This window comes from Corynebacterium sp. HMSC074A09 (assembly GCF_001811545.1).
In the GTDB taxonomy this organism is placed as follows: Bacteria; Actinomycetota; Actinomycetes; order Mycobacteriales; family Mycobacteriaceae; genus Corynebacterium; species Corynebacterium hiratae.
In genome coordinates this window covers 12,626-36,221 of record NZ_KV805126.1, presented here as the reverse complement: position 1 = coordinate 36,221, position 23,596 = coordinate 12,626, and the positions used below count along the sequence as shown (strand labels likewise).

Annotated in this window: 22 protein-coding genes and 3 pseudogenes; 12 read left to right on the top strand and 13 right to left on the bottom strand. The window is 60.4% G+C overall.

The features are described 5' to 3' along the window. Nucleotides 1-212, bottom strand: a 212-nt coding sequence (locus tag HMPREF2807_RS03610; protein WP_198531367.1) for a transposase, incomplete at its 3' end; no start/stop codon positions are given. A gap of 87 nt (nucleotides 213-299) precedes the next feature. Between HMPREF2807_RS03610 and HMPREF2807_RS03605 the strand changes: the two are divergent. The 7 genes and pseudogenes from HMPREF2807_RS03605 (at nucleotide 300) to HMPREF2807_RS03580 (ending at nucleotide 7,552) form a co-directional block, all read left to right on the top strand. Further along, nucleotides 300-1,261, top strand: a pseudogene (locus HMPREF2807_RS03605) (IS481 family transposase). 384 nt (nucleotides 1,262-1,645) lie between these two features. After that, nucleotides 1,646-2,515, top strand: coding sequence for an alpha/beta fold hydrolase (locus HMPREF2807_RS03600; protein WP_070510583.1), 870 nt, complete (start codon nucleotides 1,646-1,648; stop codon nucleotides 2,513-2,515). A gap of 433 nt (nucleotides 2,516-2,948) precedes the next feature. Beyond that, a pseudogene (locus HMPREF2807_RS03595) lies at nucleotides 2,949-3,377 on the top strand (N-acetylmuramoyl-L-alanine amidase); the annotation flags it as partial. A 482-nt stretch (nucleotides 3,378-3,859) separates the two neighbouring features. Further along, on the top strand, nucleotides 3,860-4,270 hold the full coding sequence (locus tag HMPREF2807_RS13875) for a hypothetical protein (RefSeq protein WP_049157412.1): 411 nt from the start codon (nucleotides 3,860-3,862) through the stop codon (nucleotides 4,268-4,270). Between the two features lie 2 nt (nucleotides 4,271-4,272). Beyond that, complete coding sequence (locus tag HMPREF2807_RS03590) at nucleotides 4,273-4,482, top strand: dihydroorotase (protein ID WP_232751615.1); 210 nt, start codon at nucleotides 4,273-4,275, stop codon at nucleotides 4,480-4,482. A gap of 19 nt (nucleotides 4,483-4,501) precedes the next feature. Next, nucleotides 4,502-5,938, top strand: a complete 1,437-nt coding sequence (locus HMPREF2807_RS03585; protein WP_083306673.1) for a recombinase family protein — start codon at nucleotides 4,502-4,504, stop codon at nucleotides 5,936-5,938. Further along, nucleotides 5,939-7,552, top strand: coding sequence for a recombinase family protein (locus HMPREF2807_RS03580; protein WP_070510579.1), 1,614 nt, complete (start codon nucleotides 5,939-5,941; stop codon nucleotides 7,550-7,552). It abuts the gene before it with no gap. Here the strand turns inward: HMPREF2807_RS03580 and HMPREF2807_RS14150 are convergent. The 4 genes and pseudogenes from HMPREF2807_RS14150 to HMPREF2807_RS03560 form a co-directional block, all read right to left on the bottom strand. Further along, the gene (locus tag HMPREF2807_RS14150; RefSeq protein ID WP_070491109.1) at nucleotides 7,549-7,977 is read right to left on the bottom strand and encodes a GmrSD restriction endonuclease domain-containing protein; all 429 of its coding nucleotides are present in this window, start codon (nucleotides 7,975-7,977) and stop codon (nucleotides 7,549-7,551) included. The genes HMPREF2807_RS03580 and HMPREF2807_RS14150 overlap by 4 nt on opposite strands. Nucleotides 7,978-8,756: 779 nt before the next feature. After that, nucleotides 8,757-10,490 (bottom strand): ABC transporter ATP-binding protein, encoded by a 1,734-nt coding sequence (locus HMPREF2807_RS03570; RefSeq protein ID WP_049157408.1) that lies wholly within the window; start codon nucleotides 10,488-10,490, stop codon nucleotides 8,757-8,759. Next, nucleotides 10,487-13,033, bottom strand: coding sequence for an ABC transporter ATP-binding protein/permease (locus HMPREF2807_RS03565; protein WP_070510587.1), 2,547 nt, complete (start codon nucleotides 13,031-13,033; stop codon nucleotides 10,487-10,489). Before HMPREF2807_RS03565 ends, HMPREF2807_RS03570 begins: the two co-directional genes overlap by 4 nt. Nucleotides 13,034-13,116: 83 nt before the next feature. Beyond that, nucleotides 13,117-13,514 (bottom strand): annotated as a pseudogene (locus HMPREF2807_RS03560) (arsenate reductase ArsC). A 56-nt stretch (nucleotides 13,515-13,570) separates the two neighbouring features. On the opposite strand from HMPREF2807_RS03560, the gene HMPREF2807_RS14145 reads away from it, so the two are divergent. Next, entirely contained in the window at nucleotides 13,571-13,969 is a 399-nt protein-coding gene (locus HMPREF2807_RS14145; RefSeq protein ID WP_232751614.1) for a DMT family transporter, read from the top strand. 352 nt (nucleotides 13,970-14,321) lie between these two features. Further along, on the top strand, nucleotides 14,322-14,477 hold the full coding sequence (locus HMPREF2807_RS14140; protein WP_187357596.1) for a hypothetical protein: 156 nt from the start codon (nucleotides 14,322-14,324) through the stop codon (nucleotides 14,475-14,477). Here HMPREF2807_RS14140 and HMPREF2807_RS13870 read toward each other — a convergent pair. Then, nucleotides 14,474-14,779, bottom strand: a complete 306-nt coding sequence (locus HMPREF2807_RS13870) for a hypothetical protein (protein WP_049157405.1) — start codon at nucleotides 14,777-14,779, stop codon at nucleotides 14,474-14,476. The genes HMPREF2807_RS14140 and HMPREF2807_RS13870 overlap by 4 nt on opposite strands. Here HMPREF2807_RS13870 and HMPREF2807_RS13990 point away from each other — a divergent pair. Further along, complete coding sequence (locus tag HMPREF2807_RS13990) at nucleotides 14,778-15,389, top strand: hypothetical protein (protein WP_198531366.1); 612 nt, start codon at nucleotides 14,778-14,780, stop codon at nucleotides 15,387-15,389. The two genes, HMPREF2807_RS13870 and HMPREF2807_RS13990, sit on opposite strands and share 2 nt — an antisense overlap. A gap of 269 nt (nucleotides 15,390-15,658) precedes the next feature. On the opposite strand, the gene HMPREF2807_RS14135 is transcribed toward HMPREF2807_RS13990, so the two are convergent. The 4 genes from HMPREF2807_RS14135 to HMPREF2807_RS03530 all read right to left on the bottom strand — a co-directional run bounded on the left by HMPREF2807_RS14135 (nucleotide 15,659) and on the right by HMPREF2807_RS03530 (nucleotide 18,598). Further along, complete coding sequence (locus tag HMPREF2807_RS14135; RefSeq protein WP_232751613.1) at nucleotides 15,659-16,768, bottom strand: type IIL restriction-modification enzyme MmeI; 1,110 nt, start codon at nucleotides 16,766-16,768, stop codon at nucleotides 15,659-15,661. Nucleotides 16,769-17,154: 386 nt separating this feature from the next. Continuing rightward, on the bottom strand, nucleotides 17,155-17,688 hold the full coding sequence (locus tag HMPREF2807_RS13700; RefSeq protein WP_070510576.1) for a hypothetical protein: 534 nt from the start codon (nucleotides 17,686-17,688) through the stop codon (nucleotides 17,155-17,157). After that, the gene (locus HMPREF2807_RS13695) at nucleotides 17,685-18,152 is read right to left on the bottom strand and encodes an HIT family protein (protein ID WP_070510575.1); all 468 of its coding nucleotides are present in this window, start codon (nucleotides 18,150-18,152) and stop codon (nucleotides 17,685-17,687) included. The genes HMPREF2807_RS13700 and HMPREF2807_RS13695 overlap by 4 nt, the downstream gene beginning before the upstream one ends. Beyond that, the gene (locus tag HMPREF2807_RS03530) at nucleotides 18,122-18,598 is read right to left on the bottom strand and encodes a TIR domain-containing protein (protein ID WP_070510573.1); all 477 of its coding nucleotides are present in this window, start codon (nucleotides 18,596-18,598) and stop codon (nucleotides 18,122-18,124) included. The genes HMPREF2807_RS13695 and HMPREF2807_RS03530 overlap by 31 nt, the downstream gene beginning before the upstream one ends. Nucleotides 18,599-18,910: 312 nt before the next feature. Here HMPREF2807_RS03530 and HMPREF2807_RS13865 point away from each other — a divergent pair, with 312 nt between their 5' ends. Further along, on the top strand, nucleotides 18,911-19,060 hold the full coding sequence (locus HMPREF2807_RS13865) for a hypothetical protein (RefSeq protein ID WP_158010524.1): 150 nt from the start codon (nucleotides 18,911-18,913) through the stop codon (nucleotides 19,058-19,060). A gap of 543 nt (nucleotides 19,061-19,603) precedes the next feature. Here HMPREF2807_RS13865 and HMPREF2807_RS14285 read toward each other — a convergent pair. After that, entirely contained in the window at nucleotides 19,604-19,726 is a 123-nt protein-coding gene (locus tag HMPREF2807_RS14285) for a hypothetical protein (protein WP_255365576.1), read from the bottom strand. Nucleotides 19,727-19,983: 257 nt separating this feature from the next. Beyond that, nucleotides 19,984-20,079, bottom strand: coding sequence for a hypothetical protein (locus tag HMPREF2807_RS14335; RefSeq protein WP_369816125.1), 96 nt, complete (start codon nucleotides 20,077-20,079; stop codon nucleotides 19,984-19,986). 332 nt (nucleotides 20,080-20,411) lie between these two features. On the opposite strand from HMPREF2807_RS14335, the gene HMPREF2807_RS13980 reads away from it, so the two are divergent. Continuing rightward, nucleotides 20,412-21,689, top strand: a complete 1,278-nt coding sequence (locus HMPREF2807_RS13980; RefSeq protein WP_070510571.1) for a Fic family protein — start codon at nucleotides 20,412-20,414, stop codon at nucleotides 21,687-21,689. Between the two features lie 140 nt (nucleotides 21,690-21,829). Here HMPREF2807_RS13980 and HMPREF2807_RS03520 read toward each other — a convergent pair whose 3' ends face one another. After that, nucleotides 21,830-22,990 (bottom strand): RtcB family protein, encoded by a 1,161-nt coding sequence (locus HMPREF2807_RS03520; protein WP_070510569.1) that lies wholly within the window; start codon nucleotides 22,988-22,990, stop codon nucleotides 21,830-21,832. Nucleotides 22,991-23,596 lie beyond the last annotated feature (606 nt).

Sequence of the window (23,596 nt, the reverse complement as noted above, 5' to 3'; positions counted from 1 at the left end):
CGCAGGCGAGCATTCTCAGCACGAAGATCAGCTTCACTCATCCCATCGGAGGCTCCTCGGCGTTCACGCTCGAGTTTGACCCATTTCCCTAAAAGCCCGGCGGAGACACCAATCTCTTTAGCCACATGGGCAATCGGGCGCTCTGACTCGATTACCAGGTTTGCGGCTTCACGCCGGTACTCCGGCGTGTACTTCTTGCGCTGTTGACTCACAATGAACATCCTCTCCTACGGACACAGGATCCGTACAAATAGGGTGTCCACTAAACGAGGGTAACCTCACCCACCGGCCGTCTGCGCATGGTCCACCGCCACCTGCACGAGGGCATCCCGCAAGCCCATGTGGCCGCCGAGTTCCGCGTCAGCCGGCCCACGGTGGCGACCTGGGTGGCCCGCTACCGCGCCCAGGGCGAGGCAGGACTGCAAGACCGCTCGAGCCGGCCACACCGTTCACCTGCCCAGCTCGACCCGGCCCTGGTCACCCAGATCCTCACCCTGCGCCGGGAGTGCAAGTGGTCAGCCCGCCGGATCCATCACCACCTGGTCTCTGAAGGCCATCCAGTGTGCCTCCGAACGGTGGGGAGGTGGCTGCACCGGCTGGGCATCTCCCGGTTGCGAGACCTCGCGCCCACGGGTGAAAACCTGCGCCAACGACCGCAGAAGATCACCGCCCGGGCGCCGGGGCACATGGTGCACCTGGACGTGAAGAAAATCGGGCGCATCCCCGAGGGGAGAGGCTGGCGTGCCAACGGACGTGACAGCGAAGCCGGCCGTGCTTCCAAGCGCGGGTCTGGCCGGCGGGTCGGCTACACCTACCTGCACTCAGCGATCGACGGGCACACCCGCCTGGCGTACACCGAGGCGTTGGAGGACGAGAAGGCGGTGACCACGATCGGATTCTTCTGCCGGGCGAGGGCGTTCTTCGCCGCCCACGGCATCACCGTGGACCGGGTGGTCACGGACAACGGGAGCAACTACCGGGCCGCGGAGTTCACTCAGAAGGTGGTCTCGCTCGGGGGCCGGCACCACCGGATCCGCCCGTACACCCCGCGCCATAACGGGAAAGTGGAGAGGTACAACCGGCTAATGGTCGATCAGGTCCTCTACGCCCGCCCATACACCTCAGAGAACCAGCGGCGTGAGGCGTTGGCGGTGTGGGTGAACCACTACAACTACCATCGGCCTCATACCACCTGCGGGGACGCCCCCCGACCTCGCTGGCCCCGGTACGTGTCAACAACGTCACGACCTCTTACAGCTAGCAGACGCAACCTCTTCACCGTTGTTTTCGTGCTACTCTTAAAAAATGAAAACTACTTTGCCTGCTGGTTTTGAAATTGCTGATGGTTCGGTTTATCCACGTAGCGGTGAAGTTACAGGACGCTTCACTTCGTAGAGAGCCACGGCATTACGTTTGAACTCTTCGGAGTACCTAGGCATGGCGGTAGATTACCTTTCTTCCCAACCCGACAGGGTTGGATATCAGGTGTCTACCCCACGGGGGTCAGATCCTTCTACGGTCAATCCTGCTTTCACAGCTTCCTCGGTCAGGATGAATTAGGGTAGCCTATCTTTGTCTGTGTGAGCGGCGTTGGTATGATCACGCCGTTCGAACCCACACCGGTCACCGCGAGAAAGGCACGCCTATGCAGCCGATGCCCACCCGTGATGTGGTCGTGACTCCTGACGGTAGACGCTTAGCATCGATCAGCCTCGGCGAGGGGCCGCGTTTGGTCGTGTGTGAGGCTGGCCTGGGGATGAGCGCACACTACTGGATTCCGGTCATGCGCCACCTTGCGCCCCACTGCCGCGTGGTCGCCTATAACCGGGCGGGCATCGGCGACAGCGATCCGGATCCAGCTACGCGGAAACTGCAACGACTCGCTAACGACCTGGCGTGTGTCGTTAAAGCTCAATCTTACGAGTCTGTCGTCCTCGTCGGACATAGCTGGGGCGGTCCCATCGTACGTACTGCACAGGGCATGTCGGCGGGCCGCATCGAGCGCGTCGCAGGACTTGTGCTCGTCGATCCAAGCGATGAACACCTCTTGGATAAGTTCCGCCCGCTGTCCTTGGCCCTGCAGCGCCTGAGTCTAGTGTCGCTTGCTCGGCTGCGGTTGCTTTCTGCGATGTACACCCCCATTCTCCGAGGGCTGCCGCCGGACGTGATGACACGAGTGCTTCAGGACTCTACGACCGTTTCAGCAGCACGTGCGGCCGCTGCCGAATTGCGATCGTTGCGTACTGGTCTCGCGCAGCTAGCAACCGACGATCAGCACTACGGCTCTCCCGTGACCGTGATCAGTGGCGCCCAAGCGATGGTCGGCGAGAGCGAAAAGATGCGTGCGGCAATCCGCAAGGCCCACCACTTATCTGCCGCTCGGACAGCAAGTGCCCAGCTCATCGTGGCACGTGATTCTGGTCACGCCATCCCGATTACGGAGCCGGAGGTGGTTGCTCGCGCGGCTCTCGCTCTCTTTGATCGGGACCACTTCGCAGCAGACCTCAACCGTTGAGCTCATCGCAACCTTGGCACGTCTATTACAGGAAGCACGAGCCGGCGTCCCTCATCGTCACATCGTGGCCACGGTGGACGCCACACTGGTATCCTCCGCTATCGTTCAGCCACCAGATATCCCGGGGCCAATGCCCCGAGGAAACATCTAATCTAACGGGCCTGGCCCACTCAAGGAGAGCTAATGAAGAAGGCAATTTGGCTTGCCGTGCTATACACCGCGGTGATGGGTGCAGGGAAGGCCTACGTCAAAAACGTCAAGGGCGTGGGGTACTCCGACCCTGGGTTCCTGGAACATTTTTCTGGATCCTGCTCGGGTTGGCGACGGCCACCGTACTTTACACCGTAGTGTTCCGTAACGACGCGACGATTCCTTTCAACCAGAATCGCCGTTGGGCAATGTACGCCGTCGTCATGGTTCCACTCATTGTATCGCTTCCACCGAATGCCCGGCCTCGCTCGCAGGCTCCCAGCATGCGGCCTACATGGCACGCGCCCAGTACTGGTACGACCGCATGAGCGGCACTAAGCCCGCCCCCCCCACAGCACCGGCAAGGTCCACACCGCCCACGCCCAAGCCCTCCGCCAATATCGACGCCCTCGCCGACGCGGTAATCCGAGGCGAGTACGGCAACGGTGAGGAACGCAAGCGCCGACTGGGAGCTAACTACGCGGCCGTGCAAAAGCGCGTCAACGAGAAGCTCACCGGAGGAAACCCCACCAAGCCATCCGTCAACATCGATGCCCTGGCTGATGCGGTGATCCGTGGAGACTATGGCAACGGTGAGGAACGCAAGCGCCGCCTCGGCGGCAACTATGCCGCTGTGCAGAAACGCGTCAACGACAAGCTCGGCATCAGCTAACCCACGCGAAATCAACCCTTGGCCCCGTCATCACCTTCATCGAGGTGGTGGCGGGGCCTCTTGTGCGTTTGCGGAGCTGGTGTTTACCGCGTGTCTTCGAACGGGTCGATGACGGACTGCACTCTACAGCTCGGGCAGATGAACGCGATACGGATGCCTTCACCTTCGCCTGCAACAAACGGGTCAGGGACACAATCTGAGCCGCATTCTGAACAGGTTCGGTACGACTGGTCGTCGAGAAATACCGGGAGTTCAAAGTCGTCGTCAGTCATCTTCACCCGCCCTTGCTCTGTCGCGGTTCACACGTCGATCGGCCCGCATTGTGAATTGAGCAAAGAATTGCTGCCTTATCTGAATAGAGGCGCAGATCCCAGCCACGGGTGCGAACGCGGCAGGGAGCTTTGTTTCTGCTGTCCGGTTTCGTCTGGCGTGACCGGCGTATGGGCGACCACCTTTCGCCTCGTTGCCAGGAGGGCCTGCTCATGGCTCTGAACCAGACTGATCGCCATCACATCCAGATGATGCGCGCTGCAGGAGTTGCCTACTCTCGTATTGCCGCGCACCTGGATCTCAACGCCAACAGTGTCAAGACCTATTGTCTGCGACACGGCATCACCGTCGATCCTGCCGTTGAGCAGGTCACGGACCCAGTTGGAGTGTGGTGTTTGCACTGCTGCAAGCCAATCGAGCTCCGGCAAGGATCGAAGTTCTGTTCCACTGCCTGTCGACGAGCCTGGTGGGCCACCCACCGCAGGGTGGTCACCGAAGAACTGGTCTGCGCGAACTGCCACCGACAGGTCACTGTGGCTCGCACGAGCCAGGTGAAACGCAAGTACTGCTGCCACCCGTGCTACATCCAGCACCGTTTCAACACCCGTGGCGGCAAACGATGAACATGGCAGCCGAGCTGATGGCTCATCGCCAGCTCACGCAGGTCAAGCAGCTTCTCGAACGCGGCATCCTCACCCCACGCGAAGCCATCACCGTGTGCCAGCGTCTCGACGCCCCAGATGCGCCCTTGGCCGCCCTACAAAGAGCCAGTTTCGTTGACTATCTCGAGGGTTTGAGTGATGTATGGATACAACCTGAAACCCTGTCTGACTAGGAGAAATACCTTGAAGAGAATGGAGCAAATCACCCCGCCACCGATCAGTGCTTCTCCGCTTGTGAAAGTGGCAGCGTATGCCCGCATCAGCATGGAAACCGAGCGCACACCGCTGAGTTTGTCCACCCAAGTTTCCTACTACCAGCAACTCATTCACGACACTCCTGGCTGGACGTTCGCCGGAGTGTTCGCCGATTCTGGAATCTCTGGAACCACCACGCATCGACCCCAGTTCCAAGAAATGCTGGCCCTCGCCCGGAAAGGGGCAATCGACCTGATCCTCACCAAGTCGATCTCGCGATTCGCTCGCAACACCGTCGACCTGCTCGAAACCGTCCGCGAGCTGAAAGACCTCGAGGTGGAGGTGCGATTCGAAAAAGAGAACATCTCCTCAACCAGCGCTGACGGAGAACTCATGCTCACCCTGCTGGCGTCTTTCGCGCAGGCAGAATCGGAGCAAATCAGCCAAAACGTGAAGTGGCGCATTTGGAAAGGCTTCGAAGAAGGCAAAGCGAACGGCTTCCACTTGTACGGTTACACCGACTCCGCTGACGGCACCGACGTGCAGATCATCGAAGAAGAAGCAGCCGTGGTGCGTTGGATCTTCGCCCAGTACATGAAGAAGACCTCGTGCGAAAAGATGGCCGCGCAGCTCATCGCTGACGGTAGGGTTCCGCACCTGGCTGATAACAAGATGCCCGGCGAATGGGTCCGTCACATCCTGAAGAACCCGCACTACACCGGCGACCTCCTGTTGGGCCGTTGGTCGACTCCGGAAGGCAGGCCTGGACGAGCAGTACGCAACACCGGCCAGTTGCCGCAATACCTGGTGGAAAACGCGATCCCCGCGATCATCGACCGCGACACCTTCACCGCTGTACAAACCGAGATCGCTCGACGTCGCGAGCTCGGTGCCCGCGCAAATTGGTCCATCGAAACTGTGGCGTTGACGTCGAAGATCAAATGCGTGTCCTGCGATTGCTCGTTTGTGCGCAACGTACGCAATCCGAAAACCCAAAACTCGATCTCCACCGAGCACTGGATCTGCACCGAACGCAAGAAAGGCCGCAAAACCGGATGCGGCACCTGCGAGATCTCTGACACGGCACTCAAAGGCTTCATCGCGCGAGTCCTGGGTATCGATACCTTCGACCAAGAGGTGTTCAACGAGCGTATCGACCACATCGAAGTGCAGGGAAAAGACCATTACACGTTTCATTACACCGATGGCACCAGCAGCTCGCACACGTGGCGACCAAACCTGAAGAAGAGCTCGTGGACCCCAGCAAGAAAAGCCGCCTGGGGTGAACTCTTGCGTGCCCGCTGGGCAGAAGCCAAAAGGCTCGGGTTGAACAACCCACGGCAAGCACCAACACCACCAGAAGCATTGGCGAAGTACCGGGCCGTGGCCAAGGCAGAGGCTGAGCGCCTGCGCGCCGAGCGAGGCGAACGCTAAATGGCCCGCACCGTCACAGCAATCCCCGCCACCCGAGCGCTCCACACTGGTGCTCCACTTGGACAGACAACCCTGCGCAGGGTCGCCGGGTATGCCCGCGTGTCCACCGACCACGACGATCAGGTGACGTCCTACGAAGCCCAGGTCGACTACTACACCCGCTACATTAGCGATCACGCGGGCTGGCAGTTCGTGAAGGTCTATACCGATGAAGGCATCACAGGCACCTCAACCAAACACCGCGCTGGATTCCAGCAGATGGTCACCGACGCGCTCGACGGCAAGATCGACCTGATCATCACCAAGAGTGTGTCCCGGTTCGCCCGCAACACCGTCGACTCGCTCACCACCGTTCGAGCCCTCAAAGACAAAGGCGTGGAGGTCTTCTTCGAGAAAGAAGGCATCTGGACCTTCGACGCCAAAGGCGAGCTCCTCATCACCATCATGAGCTCGCTGGCGCAAGAAGAAGCCCGCTCCATCTCCGAAAACGTCACCTGGGGACACCGCAAACGCTTCGCCGACGGCAAGGTCACCGTCCCATACTCCCGCTTCCTCGGATACGACAAAGGCGAAGACGGCAGCCTCGTCATCAACCCCGAGCAAGCCAAACTCGTGCGCCGGATCTACAACATGTACTTAGGTGGCATGTCCATCGGAACGATCGCCCGCACCCTCACCGACGAACCAGAGACCTTCACCGCCGCAGGCAACAAGACCTGGTATTACCGATCCATACGAGCGATTCTCACCAACGAGAAATACAAGGGTGACGCTCTCCTGCAGAAGTCGTACGTCGCTGACTACCTGACGAAACGTCAAGTCATCAACCAAGGCGAAGTACCCCAGTACTACGTCACCGCCAGCCATGAGGCGATCATCAGCCCGGCAGTGTGGGACTTCGTCCAAGCCGAAATAGCTAAAGGGGCTAGAGATCAGCGAACCCAGCATCGCACCCGGCCCTTCTCATCAACCTTGGAGTGCAGCCAGTGCGGGCACTTCTTCGGCTCGAAAACCTGGCACGCGGGCAGTAAGTACGAAAAGGTCATCTGGCGGTGCGGCCACAAATACGCAGGCCAGGAAAAATGCGCCACCGGGCACATCAGCGATCAACGACTCAAATACATGTTCCTCGAGGCTATCCGCCTCCGCTTCGGCTCACCTGCCGATGACACCGTCAACCACGCCGTACTCGACGCGCTCGACACCAGCGACCTCGAAGTCGAAGCAGCCGGACTGATCGCCCAGATCGACCAGGTATCGAAAAAGCTCGAATCACTAATCACTCACAACGCACGCGTCGCGCAAGACCAACAGGTTTACGAGAAGGCGTTCAACGCTAGCCACGAACAGCACCAGGCGCTGTTAGCTGAGCACGCTGCCGTGGTCGACGAAATCCACAACAAGCACAACCGACTAGCCGCCTACCACTACTACAGGCAAGAGACCGCCAACCTTGAACTTGAACAGTTGGCCTTCAACCCATACCTCTGCGTAGCTTTGCTCGACAAAGGCACCGTTAACATCGACGGTACGGTGACTTTCCACTTCCGCGACGGCAGCACCCAAGTAGTAGCCATCAAGGCGGACATTGGGCAGGCGCCAGGGTGTGATTAGAGTTGCCACTCCTTAATCAAGATCTCCAAAAGCTCTTTCTGACGTCGCTCGATAACACTCGGAGTCCACACCGGTTCTCCAAGTACCTGCGTGGTGAGTGCGAACACCGCCACGCCTTTCCCCGACTTGAAGTACCTCTCCTTCTTAACATCGAAGTCATAATTGCAAGCACTGGAGTTTTTCCGGCGATTGAGCAGCAGTAGGTTCCCAAGACGATGTGTCCATACTTTTGCTTCGCAGAAAATGACGGGCTCGATGGTGCTGGTTTTGGACAGGTCATCGGAATAGACCGTGCCGCGCAGTGCGTGGGCTTTGCCCTCGACCCGGTGTGCGGGTAGGACGTTTTTTCGTGCTGCCAGCCAAGCTGGTTGCCCGTTAGACGCAACTCCACGGCTTTTGGCACGGCGGGATCGGTGAAGTCCCACGATAGGGATGCTGATTCTCCGCCGATCTCAAGATCGGCCCTCACATTGGTTTTAGCGACGAAGCTGGGGTCACATGACGTTTTCGTGACGGTCGCTGCCTGCCCGTCGATTATCACCTCGCTTTGAGTCTTGGCGAATAGAGCATCGAGTGGCTCGAGCTGAGCTTTGCGCTCAGGGCTCGGTGCGTACTGGCCGTTGGCTACCGACTGATACGGGTCGTCGCGATGATGGCTCTCGTCAGACGTGCAGTCGATCTCCGCTTGGATTTCCATAGCCTTGAGTTCGGCCGCACCGTCGCCGCTGATTTCACGCACGGAGGCCTCGATCCGCCAGCGGTCTGCGTCAACACTCACGAGCGGGTCACGTCCAAAGTAGTCGCCTCCCCAGGAGTGCAGGGTGTTGCCGGCTTGCCATATCACATCCTTGACGGCGCCATCGGCAACCTTGACGGTGAGCAACGACTGCGGCTGATCCGGTGTTTCGAATGACACCGTTGATTCCCCGTCGATCGTGGCGCACGCGGCAGATGTCAGGGGCTTATCCGTGCTGTCAACGCTGAGCTTTGCGCTGATGGAAGGAGCTGAGGTGGTCGGGGGGTGATCTCGTGGCAGGCGAGGCCGAACTCTCAGGTGCGGTCTCGTCGCCACAACCGGCGAGCGTAGCTGCAAAAACCAGAGCCATTGCTGCACAGCGTTTCTTGATGCCATCCTTTCAACCCGGCGGTGAGCTGGGTCACGTAGGCTAGGGCGTTGAATCTACCGTAGGGCTTGGCGGGAGCACTAGCGCACGCGCCAAGCGCTGGCGGCCTGCTGCTGGCGCCAGTATGCGGCGAAGCGGCCATCAAGGGCGAGCAGGTCCTCGATGCTGCCGTCCTCGATGACGCGGCCGGCATCGAAGAAGATGACGCGGTCGGCCTGGCGGATGGAGGACAGGCGGTGCGCGACGATGATGCGGGTGCGGGGCGTGGTCTCCGAGCTCAGGGCAGCGGCGACGGCGCGTTCGTTTTCGGTATCGAGCGCGCTGGTGGCCTCATCGACTAGCAGCACGGGGGCGCAGCTGAGCAGGGCGCGGGCGATCGAGACGCGCTGGCGCTGCCCGCCCGATAGCAGCGTGCCACCGTCGCCGACCATTGTGGCCATGCCGTCGGTGAGTTGCGCGGCAACGGCATCCACGCGCGCGAGTGCGGTGGCGCGCTCGATCTGCTCGCCGGTGGCGTGGGGATTACCGATGGAGATGTTGTCCAGCAGTGTGCCGTCAAACAGGTACGGGTCTTGGAAGATGACGGCGATGAGGGCGCGGCGGGCGGCGGGAGTGAGCTCGGCGAGGTCCGTGCCCTGGATACGGATGCTTCCGGAGGTGGGCTGGTGGAGCCCGGCCAGCAGGAACAGCAGGGTGGATTTGCCCGAGCCAGAAGGCCCGACGATCGCGGTTGTGGTGCCCGGCTGGAAGGTGAGGTTCAGGCCGTCAAGCACGGGGCGCTCGCGCGTGGCGTCATAACCGAAGGTGACGTCGGCGACCTCGATCTGGGGAGCGGTTGAGAGGGTTGGTGTCGCGGTTCCGGGGTGCTCGCGCGGTGCGGCAAGCACGGTGTGGATGGTGCGCAGTGCGTTCGTGGTCAGTTGCAAGCCGGCGGTGATATCGGCCACGAGCGCCAGGGGCTCCAAGAAGCGGACGATGACGACGATGAGCGCGATCGCGGCGGCGGGGGAAACCTCGCCGGTGACGGCGCGGCTGACCGCGAGGGCGCCGAGCGCAATGAGGGCGAGCTGGGTCAGCAGAGTGAAAACCAGCTGCTCGGGCGCGCGGTAGGCGAGCAGTCGACTCATCGCATGAGTGCGCGCGGCAAGTGCCTGGCCGACATGGCTGCTCTCGGTATCGACGCGGCGGGCGGAGCGCAACGCCTGCTGGGTGCGGGCGAACTCCAGGAGGCGCTCGGACAGCTGGGCGTGGGCGCGATCCGCGGCGGCGTCGGCGCTGCGCGCCAGGCGCATCGAGAGGACGAGGGCGCCAAGCAGCAGCGGCAGGAACGCCAGCGCTGCAGCGCCGAGCGTCGGAGAAAACCACAGCAGGCCGATGCCGATCGCGGCCGGAAGAATAAGGGCGTTCAGCAGCGGCGTCACCAGGTAGGCGATCAACCCGACGAGTTCGGGACCGGTGGCAGCGACCGCCTGACGCGTGGTGGCCAGGTTATCGCCGGTCAGCCACTGCAATCGGATGGTGGTGATGCGCTCGGCGACGGTGTGCTGAGCGTGATCCAGCAGCACGAAGCCAACAGCGTAGGCGTGGCGGGCCGCGGCGCTATCGCACCCCCAGCCAAGCGCCGTAGCGATCGCGATCATGGCCAGAGGGCGCCAGGCATCACCCGGCTGCGAGCTGAACAGGGCCGAGATGAGCGGAATGAGGGCGAGCGCCGCTGCGGCGCGTAGCGCGATACTTAGCGCCGTGAGCGCCAGGTAGGGGGTGATATGGCGGCGCTGGGCCGGTGGCAGCAGGTTAATGAGCGTGCGGATCATGAGGTGGCCTTCGTCTCGGCGGCTGCCCAGAGTTCGGCGTAGCGACCGCCGCGTGCGAGCAGTTCCTCGTGCCGACCCTGCTCGATGATCTGGCCGCCATCGAGCACAACGATGGTATCGACGCCAGTGATGGTGTGCAGGCGGTGAGCGATGAGCAGCACGGTGCGTCCGGCGGTCAGGCGGCTGACCGCCTGCTGGACGAGGTATTCGGATTCGGGGTCGGAAAATGCCGTCGCCTCGTCCAGCACGAGGATTGGGCAGTCGGCCAGCAGCGCACGGGCGATGGTGATGCGCTGGCGTTCACCGCCGGATAGGGCGATGTCAGCGCCCAGGATCGTGTCATAGCCGTCCGGTAGGGCGAGGATGCGCTCGTGAATGTGAGCGGCGCGGGCAGCCTGCTCCACCTCGTGCCGACTGGCATCCGGGCGGGCGAGCGCGATGTTCTCGTGGGCGCTGGCGCGCACCAGTTGCGGATTCTGGAAGACGAAGCCAACCCGCGAATACAGCTGTGATGCCTCGAGCGTACGAAGATCGTGGCCGCCGATGCGGATTGCGCCGTCGGTCACGTCGTAGAACCGGGCAAGCAGGCTCGCCAGGGTGGATTTACCCGCACCGGACGGGCCCACGAGCGCAGTGATGGTACCGGGCGCCAGGCGCAGCGAGACGCCCGACAGCACGGGGGTAGACGCGTCGTAGCCAAAGCTCACATCATCGAACTCGACGAGACCAGCGGGCCTCGGCGCGCTCGCCGCATGCTCGACCTCAGGCAGCGTGGACAGCTGCTCCTGGTCGAGCATGACCTGGATTCGGCGTGCCGCGAGCATACCGTCGCGCAGCGCCTGCAGACCGTAGCCGACGCCCAGTAGCCGCGCACCGAACGTCGTGCCAAGAAAGAGGAAGGGCAGCAGCGAGATCGGATCCATCATGCCCGCGGTGATGAGCGCGGTGCCCACCACGCAGCTGAGGAACAGGAACGTCGCGGGGCGCGTGACCAGATCGATGAAGGTTTTGCGGCCGCTGAGCGGCTGCTGCCAGGATCGCAGGAAATCGAGGTAGTCTCGCAGGCTCCGGGTGAAGGGCGCGGCGGCTGCACCCCCGAAGACGCGTACGACGGCCTGCCCCTGCAGGTAGGCGTCAGCAGCGCTGGCCATCTGCTGGCGCCACTGCGGCGCCTGCACTACGCGCGGGCCCGACTGCGTCATCATGATGTACATGCCGATCAGGTAGGCGAGCACCGGCAGCAGCAGGGTGAGCGCCACCCGCCAGTCGATCACGAACAGGTAGCCCAAGACGGCCACAGGCGCGACGATGGCGCCGACCGCATCGGGCACCGCATGCGTGATGAGGTAGTGCATCGCCAGCGGATCATCGTGCACCAGCTGCTTGATGTGCGCCGCGCTGCGGGTATCGAAAAACCCGAGGGGCACGCGTCCGAGCGTCATCAGCAGTCGGGTGCGCAGGTCCTGACTGACGCGCGCATCGACGATGTGCAGCCAGGTCATCAGCCCGGTCGTGAGTAGCGCGCCCGCGATAAGGACCAGGCCGGCCCACCAGCCCAGGCGGATGAGCGCGTCGGTGCCGGCGCCGACGAGCAGCAGCCGGGCGAGTTCGACGAGCAGGACGTAGGGGGCCAGCTGCGCGAGTGTGGCCAGCGCTTGCACGATCGCCGCCAGGATGAAGGTTGTGCGCAGCGGGGCGAGCAGGCGCCGACCGGCCTCAGCCCGCCACGTCCCGCTGATAGGCGCAGCCTCGCCGGCCGCAGGTACCTGCGCGGCGGCAGCCTCGGGCAGATCCTTGGGGCGTTTTTTGCCGAATGCCCGCCCATAACACCAGTAGGCGCGGGCTTGGATTTCGGACTTCGGGAAGCCAAAATCGTTCATCAGGCGGCGACGCACATATTTCAAGCTGTCGGACTCACACGCCACCCACGCGCTCCAGTTCGACCAGTCCCGCGCAGCCAGTCCCGCCGCCAGGCTCGCCTCATCGACGCGCGGCACCCAATGCACTCGCGCGCGCGGATGCGTGCGGATTTCCAGCATGTGGTCATCGAGCGTGTGCTCTTCCAGGTACAGTTCGACCGGCAGCTCGGATGGAAGCACCTCGAGGATTGAATTGATGGCGGGCAGCGACGCGGCATCACCAATGACGAGGTATCCGTCGGGTAGTTCCTCGGGCAGGACGAAACCCGTCGAGCCGAGCGTAGTGACCGCGATGGTATCGCCCGGCTGTGCCTGGCTTGCCCAGCTGGAGGCCGGCCCGGCAGGTTCGTGCAGCACCACGTCGATCGCGAACTCACCGGTATCCGGGTCGGCCTCGACGATGGTGTAGCCGCGCTGATGTTCCTGGTCGCTGCCGTCCGGATCGGGGAACCAGAACCGCAGCCAGGCCGTGGGCGCGAGAACGACCTCGGCAAGCAGACTTGCACTCACCAGGTGGATTCGCACGAAATGCGGGGCGAGGTAGGTCACGGCCGTGACTGTTGCGCTGTGGTCGCGCGCTCCAAATCCGCGCGTCAGCACGCCCTCAAAACCCCGTTTCGCCATGTGCATTCCCTCCTGCGCCGCACCACAAATTGAGGTTATCCTAACCTAAGTCGAGGGCGGGGTCAAATGCGTCGGCGCGGCGCCTAGGGCTGCAGGCTCGCCACCAGCTCGCGCACCCGAGCCTGAATCTCGTCGCGGATCACGCGCACGGTGGCAAGGTCCTGCCCAGCCGGATCGGCCAGCTGCCAATCCTCATAGCGCGTGCCGGGAAAAACGGACACGCATCGCCGCAGCCCATCGTGATGACGACGTCGGAGGATTGCACGTCCTCAGCCACCAGCACCCTCGGGCGCGCCGCGGCCAGATCGATCCCGACCTCCGCCATCGCCTCTCGTACCACGGGGTTGATCGAATCAGCGGGGGCGGAGCCCGCGGAGCGGACCTCAATGCGTCCGCCGGACAGCGTCTTGGCAAAAGCCGCCGCCATCTGGGAGCGGCCTGCATTGTGAACGCACACAAACATGATCGTGGGTCGGGTCATAGCTCCATTGAACCGCAGGCGTGGGCAATGGCCAAGGCAGGGTTTAGCCTGGAAGGGTGAGCCTATGGCGCGACAAGCAGCAAGCCCGTGCGGCCGAGGTGCCGCCCTGGCTACTCGCCGTCCTTGCCATGCTTTCGGTCCAACTCTCGGAAGCCTTCGCCGTTGGCTTGATCAACGACGTCGGGCCGCGCGGGGCTGCCTGGCTGCGCGTGGCCGCCGGCGCCGTCCTCATCCTGGCAATCGCGCGCCCGCGCCTGCGCGGTATGACCTGGCGTGACGCCGGTCTCGTCACCGCCCTCGGCGTCACCACCGGCTCGCTAACTTTCTTCTTTTTGCCGCAATCCAGCGCATCTAACTCGGCACCGCCGTGGCTCTGGAATTCCTCGGCCCACTCGTCCTTGCCGCGCTCACAAGCACCTCGCGGCGCGCCCTTTCCTATCCCGCCCTCGCCATGATCGGCGTCGTCTTACTGACCCGGCCCTGGATCGGTAACGTCGACGTCGTCGGCATCCTGTTCGCCCTCGGCTCCGGGCTCGGGTGGGCGCTGTATATCGTCTTAACCCAACGCGTCGGTGATCGGTTTTCCGGCATCAGCGCCCTCGCCTACACCATCCCGATCGTCGCCATCGCCTACGCGCCCATCGGGCTACCCGAGGCGCTGCCGTACCTGTCCCTGCCGGTCATCGCCACGGCGCTCGGGCTCGCACTCCTGATGCCGGTCATCCCTCTCGCCTTCGAAATCGTCGCGCTGCGTGCCATGGCCCCGGCCGCCTTCGGCACCCTCATGTGCTGGAGCCCGCGATCAGCGTGCTTATCGGCGCGATCGTCCTCGCCCAAGTACCGCTGCCAATCCAGGTCCTTGGCATCGTGCTCGTCGTCGCCGCCGGAATCGGCTCGGAACGCTTCGCCGCCCGCGATGTGTCGCCCACGCCCATCACGTGGCCGGAGAGCGACGAAGCCTAGGTCAGCAGGGCCCGCACCTTCGCGTCGGTCGCCTTACCCGAGATGACCGTGCCCTTTTCAAACAGCTCGATCACCCGCGGATTGATATAGGAATCGCGCGCGATCGCCGGCGTATTGTGTAGCCACTCGGCCGTCGTCTTGATCGCCGCCGTCACGGCCCCGGGAGAGGTATCGCCCGCCTTGGCCGCGCGCGACAGGGCCTGCGCCGCGACGGCAGCGAACAGACAATCGCGACCAGTTCCTAGTGGTCCTAGGACTCTCCTCTCGTCACCCGGGCAGTTAGACACGTTGAATAAAGTCATGAGCTTTCCGGCAACCGTTCTGCGCGTTCTCGTCGCCTCCCCATCCGACGTACCCGATGCCCGAGATGCAGTCGAGGGCGCTCTGCACTCATGGAATCGACTCCACGCGACGACTCGGAATGTAGTCTTACTGCCGTGGCGGTGGGAGACCAATTCTGTACCGCTGCTCGGAGGTCACTCTCAGGAGATCATCAACACCCAGGGAGTCGACGGAGCCGACATCGTGGTCGCGCTCTTCGGCAGCCGACTCGGCTCACCAACACCAGATGCAGTGTCGGGAACAGTTGAAGAGATTGAGCGAGCAGTAAACAGCGGGAAACCGGTACACCTGTTTTTCTCAAGAGCCCCACTGCCTCATGACGTCGATACTGCGCAACTCGAGGGTCTCCGAAATTTCAAGAATGAAATCAAGGAGCGGGGACTGCTCGGAGAATTCGATGACATCCGTCAACTGGAGAACCAAGTCTGGGCTGCCGTCGAGCATGACCTAGTCAAAATCGATCTCTCCGTGGTCGGGGTGCGCCATGAGCCGCTCGGCGTCCGCTTCCGCGTCGAGTCAAAGAGCGAGCGACACGAAAAGGAAATTGACAAGCGCGGCAAGATCAAATAGGAAACGAAACACTGGTTTGAGGTTACCAATACTGGTGATCTCGCTGCTGAAGCGGTGACCTTCGAAGGCCAAGCCGCATCGGGCCTTATGAGACTCCTTGTGGATGATCAGCCAATCACGCTGGAACCTGGGGTCATCTGGAAAGTGCCAGTCTCGTATTCGATGGGCACCGCAGGCACAAAGCTAACCGTTCACTGGGTCGAAGATAATGAAAAACAGTCGAAGACTTTCGACGTCCAATGAAGCGCGAGGTTACGTCGGTGAACCAGTCAGGCAGCTAAATCGTAGTTCGCGCGCGTTTGTATCCGTCGTGGCATGAAAGTTTCAAATACCTTAATCAGTGCAATGCGATCGTAAAGTCTGTTCAATCGCGGAATGCTATCGAATGACGCATCGAATTCATCCTTAAGCTCATCAAGGAACAGCGGCTCAATAGTCTTCAGGATATTAGGCACCGAAGTATAGTGCTGGCCCATGTCCGAGCGTTGGCCGGGAGTAACAACCGCTTGAAACATCGAGCCAAAAATGTCCGGGTTGATATCTTTCCAGTTCAAATTACCGAGCTCAATCAGGTGCTGGCGAGCCTTTCCGGTGAATTTTGGAACAGATATGTCAGCTGTTTCGCTAAATAAGCGACCATTGACATATGGGAAGTCCCTCAAATTGGCAGGCTTATCGTCAGCCTTAGCAGTATCTAATGCATGGAAAACTGCGATGAGAAAATCACGCATATCGCTGCCATCGGTCTGAGTCTGCGAACCAATTGCAGTCGTAAACACGTCCGGTGCAAAGATGCCGGTATCTTCCGCAAAGAAGCAGAACAAAAGGCGAGTAAAGAATACGTTAAGGCTGTGAACGCCAGCCTTTCCGTCCGCAAGGTTCGGATTTGCCTCGAAAAGCTCATCGAAGAGCTTTCCCATCTTCTCTGCGGCACGAACATCAGCATGCGAATCGCTGACATACTGGACTTTCTCCATGCCCGCCCACGGAAGGAAGAACGTGAAGTGCTGATCAATTTGACCAATCGGAGTCTTGAGATTCTCCTGCGTCTTCATATCAAGCGCAACAAGCTCTGAATAATCCGTGGCGATGACAAAGCGCGGAGTATACCGAGTGACGTGAGCCGCAGTCGACAGCCGAACAAGATCATCGAAAGCCTGCCCCGGTTCTGATTCATGGAAGTAAACGACATTCTTCTGCGCTACTTCTCGCGAAGGATCCTGCGCGACATCGAGGTTTCCCGACCGCAGTCGCGTAATTGAAGATTTGGCGCGACCATAGGCTTCGAGCAAATCGAACAAGAACTCGCGATCATATTCGGCACGGCCACCTAGTTTCGACGTTCGTTCCTCGACTGCGCGCAGGTTCAACTTTGCCATTGTGACGCCTCTATTCCCTTTACCAATTCACGAAAATCTACAGCTCAACCGGGCAAGACCACGATCAAGGGCCACCACAGACAAACCTTCGATAAGCATAACAAGGCTTACCTGGTGTAATGCCAGCTTCGTCTTTCCGGCCTCACATTGGCGTGAGAAACCCCTGACAAACCTCACGGGTGACTACAGCTACATTAAGTAGCTCCAAGACTATGCCAAGACTCGAATGGCCCATGATAAGTCTCGCTACGACGGCATCCTCACCGATGGTCGCACATGGTGGCTCAGGTCACCTATCGCGGTGTCGTGTAACCCTGGGCTGGTTTTGAGGAAGCGTAAATCTGGCTAGGTCACGTTGAGGCGTTGTTCAGTGCGGGCCGTTTGGCTCAGTGGGTGGCTGCATACCAAAGAACCGCGATTCCCACGGCGAGGAACCCGCCGTAGAAGGGGAAGATCGACCACGAGAACCAGACTCTAGGATCAAAGAAAAACCAGCCGTAGAAGGCTGTCCGCAAATTTTTCCAAAATCCTAGCCCTTTGTCATCCCTGTCCTGCGGTGATGGATCGCCATCCGCGTCTGGGATATTTCGGTCGATATCATGCGGGTCGAGCGAGAGTTCGGGAACCCTTTCTCCCGCAACGATGGCATTATAAAGTCGCCTGTACGCTCGCTCTTGCCGCAGGTAACTCGCATCCATGTAGCCGAAGAGCAGAATAGCTGCGATTCCTAGTATTGCCACAGTTCCTGATCGTTGGGTAAGCGCGTATCCGAATGTCGCGGTGACCACCGGCAGGAGCCAGCTCTTCGCCTGCGTCGAGGAATGGGCCATCCGAGACACGACGCTTTGAACGTAGTCGAGGTGCTTTAGCCAAACGGTTTCGCTCGTGGCCCTGGTCTTCGGTCCGTCTCGCTCCGTCATGGCCGAAGCCTTCTGCAAGCGTCGCGAAGCGCGTCCCAAGTTTCATCTTTCGCGTGTTCAGAGTAATGAGTCTCCGGAGGCCAGATGCGTCCGATGGCATCATCCTTCCATCTCGGAACGAGATGGACGTGAACGTGGTTGACACTCTGCGTGGCGACTTCGCCGTTCGACTGAATAACGTTAAGCCCTTCGGCCCCGATGGTTTCCACGATTACCCGTGACATGCGCGAGATTAGTAGACCGATGTGCTCGGCATCGTCGTCTTGCAACTCCCAAATAAACGGGACATGCACGCGCGGGACGATCATGGTGTGGCCCAGTACGGCTGGTTCCGTGGGAAAGAATGCCACCACCTGATCGTCCCGATACACCTCGCGCGCATCAGGATCGTTCCGTTGCACAATTGTGCAAAACGGGCAATTGGGTTCAGCCGTCACAGACGAGTCTTGCCCTGCGTTGCCCATGTCGTCAAATGATCCTTCAGGTAGTTGTAGGTGGCTTTGGAATCGATCTTCCCTGTCCAGTCGGTCTGTGTCGGATCAAAGATCGGAACTCCTGAGACGCCTGAGACTCTGTCAAAGGGGTTGGGGCCTGATGAATCGACACTTCCCATTGAGGACAGGCCATGGATCCGAATACCGAGAAGAGGCTTCTTGTCATCCCATGCCTTCTGGATCTCATAGTGGACCCATTCACGCGACGCAGTTTCTTTGCCAACAAGGACGATGACGGCTGACTTCCACTTCATCTTGTCAGAGATCCACTCTTTGATGGCATTGTCGCCACCGCTCTTGACAGTCTCCCATTCTTGATGATTAAGGATGGGTTGCCCTTCGAGTGCTCCCATCTGTTCGATGAGTTGCACTCGATGAACATCTCGGTCGTAGTGGAAAGAGTAAAAAACGGCCATATCTTTCTCCTTTGAACTCGTTCTCGGAGAGAAGTTCGCTCTCTTTCGTTAGTATACCCGAGCATTCAGGTCCCACACCCTAGCTTCTGAGGGCGTGCTTGCTGCCGAGATGCGCTGGCCTACAGGCCCGGTGTCGGCCCGTCGCGTCGCGGATCGCTGCGGTACCGGTCGTGCTCGAACGGCTCTCTGATCTGCCGCTCCCGTTTCGCCACTTGCCGTCACTGCTGCTCTTGATCGGCACGTTTGGCCTCGATCAAGCGTGCGACATCGTTCACTGGTAGATTGCGGAGTTCGTCAGCCTCGGCGCGGAGCATGGCGACCTGGTTCTTGGTGTCTCGCGCCACACAGTGCGAGTTGGGCGCGGCGGGTGGCTTCGATCCGTCCCGCGACTCGCGCGCGTTGCCGCACCCGCATGACCTTATCGACGAGCCCGTCGTAATGGCCATCATTCAGGTGCACTAGACGCTCTCGGTCCGCGTCGAGCGTCGCAGTAAGCCTGCCCCGCGCAGTCAAGCCACCGCCGGTTGCTTGGCGTTTGGTGGGGTTCAGGAGGATCTGCTTGAACGTTGCCAGCACCGCCTCCTCCACGAGTTTGGAGATTTCGGCGGAGCGGATCGATCTGTGGACACCCGCCGCGCGCCGGCTGGATGCACCGATAGACGGAACCTCGGTGAATCATCGCAGTTCCACATGTCGAGCTGCTGATCAGATCTGATAACGGGTACAGTTGCTTCGCCGTACCGGTGCCGGGCTGGTAGAAGTTCTGGACCCGCTTCCTCGCGTCAAGCTCATCGGAAACCTGCTGCCAAGCGTCCTCGTCCACGATCGCTGGCCACGCCACTTGCACCTACATCAGTGAGGCCTTAGAGCGGGTGCCGTCCGGCAGAATCGGTCGGTACTCACGCACCCTTTGGTGGAAGGATTGCGCACATCACTTTCAGTGCCCTGTCCGACCACGCGCACCCATGGAGCGAGGAGGCCGCGGTCGTTCCAGTCCTTGCGAATTCAGTACATCGCCTCCCCAGCCAGCATCCGCTGAATAGCCTCGGCCACCATCGACCCCGTCACCGAATCGATTAAGGGGATGCCGTTCGTCGGCTGCGACTTCGTCGCAGAGTGAGTCGACAATGTTGGCTAGCTCGTCTGCGTCGCGCTGACAATCCCGCACAGTCGGCACATCAGGCAGTAATTCTAAAGTTTCGAGGAAGCATGCGGTGGCGCGCAGTGCGCTGGCCACCTCATAGCAACCCCCTCTCCATCTTACCGGCAGACGTATCGATCACGGACAACTTACAGGGTTCGTTGTATTCGTTGAGGAAAATCATGTTCCCGACCATGGACCGCATCCCAAAACATGGGCGCGGCATGTTCGAACAAGCGTTGGGTTAATTGTTGGTGAGTTTCGCGTAATTGGAGAACAGTAGCTCCTGGCGTTGACGTTCGGTGGTCAGCTTTCGCGAAGCACCAAATACTTTGTCCACTTCCCTATCGAGTGCGTCATGCGCCTTCACCAACTCGGCCGTCCCCGTTTACACAAGACTTCGAGGTTATATCCGGCTTCCGCCTCGTCAGCAAAACATTGAAGCATCTTACCGGTTACTGGAACTCCGTTAATCTTTTCCACTCATCCAGTGTCATACGAAGCATAGGACCGTATCAAGCGTCTTTAACAAGGCAGTGACTCACGATAAGAGTTATCTGGCGCATTGCGCTCGCAGTCCACCGGGATAACAGCTATCCCGGTAAACTAGGACATCAATCTACCGAGATAAACCTTATCCCCAATGCCCCAAGCGCATGAGAGGAGTCAGCTGTGGCAAAAACAGTCGAATTGGAATGGATCCCCGCTGATGGCAGCGGTCTTTCTCGACGCGCCAAACAAGGAGGTAAGTATCACGCTTTCGTTCCCGATCCACTTGCAGGCATGTCGTTGAAGCTTCCGTCCGAGCTCTCGCGACGTATCGTTCGCATCGAGCGGGAGATTCACAATCTTGGGATGAGAGACAATACCCATTCCCTTGAAGGCGTTGCGCGACTCCTGCTCCGTTCTGAGGCCGTCGCTTCCTCCCGGATCGAGGGAATCGCTCCTAACTCCGACAAAGTGGCCATGGCGATCCTCGCGCGTGAATCAGATTCCGGAATTCGGGGTTTCAAAGAATCCGCAACAGCTGTCGCCCGCAATGTCGCCATCCTCGACACCATCAATGCAGACTTGGCTTACAAAGACGAGCTAGTCCTGGATGACATTGTTGCAATGCAGACAGCGCTCGTTGCAGAAAAGCCTTTACAAGGAGTACGTACTACTCAAAACTGGATTGGCGGGTCTGACTATCACCCCATCGATGCAGCTTTTGTTCCCCCGCCTCCCGTGCAAGTCCCAGAACTCCTCGATGATCTCATTGAATACTTCAACGGGGCAGACCACGCCGCGCTCGTTCAAGCAGCGCTCGTTCATGCACAGTTCGAGACCATCCACCCATTCCCGGATGGGAATGGGCGCGTGGGACGAGCCATGATTCACGCACTTTTGCAGCGCAGAGGGCTCACCGATGCTGCGGTTCTCCCTGTCAGTATGGTGCTGGCAACGCTCGGTGACCGTTACGTCGACGGACTCACGAAATTCCGCGAGGGTGACGTGCTGGCATGGATCTCTTTCTTCGTCGAGGCTGCACAAGTCGCCACCACCAAAGCAGCTGAACTTGCGGATAGCGTCGCCGCGCTAGAAGCAGAATGGATGGACAAGGTCAATCACCACCGCACTGCGCAAGGAAGCAAGCGCGCATTGAAATCGAATTCAACGGAGTTCCAACTGCTCAAGAAGCTTCCTGCCATGCCTTTGGTCACGGTGTCCATCGTGAAGTCCGAGCTGGGGATTTCATCGACAAGCACGGCCCGAGATGCGCTCGATTCACTCACCGAGGCTGGCATTCTGCGTAAGAAAGTCATCGGTGCGGGCGGGCTTCTCGGTTACTTCGCTGACGATGTTTTCATGTTGGTCGACGATGCTGAACGCCAACTCGCCTCGACGCAGTTTAATACTCAGCTTTCACCCCCGACCGGCCGAGCAGTTCCAGCCCTTCGCGATAAATAAGCAGTAATCAATAGTGGTCACGCACTTCGTTTCCTTGCATAAGGCAAAGCGTCGTGCTGATGCGACGCTGCAGGAGGAGGGGGCGTCGGAAAGCTCAAAAGAGACCGTCACTAAAAGTGACGGTCCCATCATGGCGCAGGTTAGGTGCCCTTGACGTTGAGGATCTGGCGCAGGGTGTGCTTGACCTCGACGAGCTGGGCGGCATCGGCCATCACGCAGTCGATGTCCTTGTAGGCGTCCGGAATCTCATCGACGAACTCGGCGCCGGGACGGTAGACGATGCCTTCCATGCGTGCGGCAAGGTCCGCCTCGGTGAAGCGGGCCTTGGCCTGGGTGCGCGACATGACGCGACCCGCGCCGTGCGGCGCAGACTTGAGGCCCGGCGGGTAGCCCTTGCCTTCCACGACGTAGCTAGCGGTGCCCATCGAGCCGGGGATGAGGCCGCGGTCGCCTTCGTCTGCTTTGATGGCGCCCTTACGCGTGAGCCACACGTTCTTACCGTAGTGGTTCTCGCGCTGGGTGTAGTTGTGGTGGCAGTTGATGCGCTCGAGCTCGAGGGTCTCGCGATCCGCGCCGGACCAGGTGGCGACGCAGTCGAGGAAGCGGTCCATCATCTCATCGCGGTTGAGCAGCGCAAAGTGCTGTGCCCAGTGGAGATCCGCAATGTAGGAGTCGAACTCTTCCGTGCCCTCGACGAGGTAGGCCAGGTCCTTGTCCGCGAGCTGGATCCAATGCTTCTCGCAGTGGCGCTGCGCGGCCTTGATGTGTTTCTGGGCAATCTTGTTGCCCACGCCGCGCGAGCCAGAATGCAGGAACAGCCAGACGCGGCCCTCTTCGTCGAGACACAGCTCGATGAAGTGGTTGCCACCGCCCAAGCTGCCCAGCTGCTGACGCCAGTTTTTGGAGTGGCCGAGATCCACGCCGGTGTCCTGGGCCAGCTGCGCGAGCTCACGCGTACGAGCCTCGGTGCGCGGGTCCATGATCCAACCGTTGTAATTGCCGGGCGAGAGCGGAATGGAGTCTTCGACTGCGGTGCGCAGGTCCTCGAGCGCGAAGTCCTGGATATCCGCGTGCGTGAGGTGGGTCCGCACGGCAATCATGCCGCAGCCGATGTCCACGCCGACGGCCGCCGGGATGACGGCACGCAGCGTGCCGAAGACGGTGCCGACCGAGGAGCCCTTGCCAAAGTGGGCATCAGGCATGAGCGCCACGTGTGGGTAGACGAAGGGCAGGTCAGCGACGAGTTGTGCCTGCGCCACCGTCTTGTCTTCAACAATGGAGGCGAAGTTGTGCAGGCGCATAAGAGAGCCTTTCTCTGCGTTTGCGTAACGCAGTTCGTGAGAAAGGGCCTGCTTGGGCGGCTGACTTATAAGTTGTGCGCGCGGGTCGCGCGGCTGGCACCAACGTCCGGGATAAGCAGGGCCGCTTTCCCGGGAAATGGTCAAGTCAGCCTGTTAGAAGAGTTGCTTAAAGAGGCGTCCTAGCGGCTGATTGTTATGGGTCATCATCGCGGTTCGCCTCCTTTATGCTTTCTTGTTCTTCTTCTTTCGGGCTGTTAGTGCTGCGTGTGAGCCTACACGATCTACGCGATTTCTACATGCGATTGATGATGCAAGGAAATTCACCCAGCCACGAAAACTTGACACCGTCCATTCAACCGCATTCACTGCCTGCTCATTTGTTCGTCCGTCTGGCGGGGTGTCGTGCGCCGTGACAAGCTTCGTTTAATCGTTCAGCCCGCCTCGCCCTAGTCGAGAGTGGGCTGGATCTTTATCTGGGTTATGCAGCAAGAGTGCACTGGGCAAGGCCGACGTCGTGGTCGCCGGCGGCATCGACGAGCGCTTCATCTCCCGCGCCAACGACCCGAACGAGTCCGAGCTGCACTCCCTGCTGTGGCCAGCGATTGG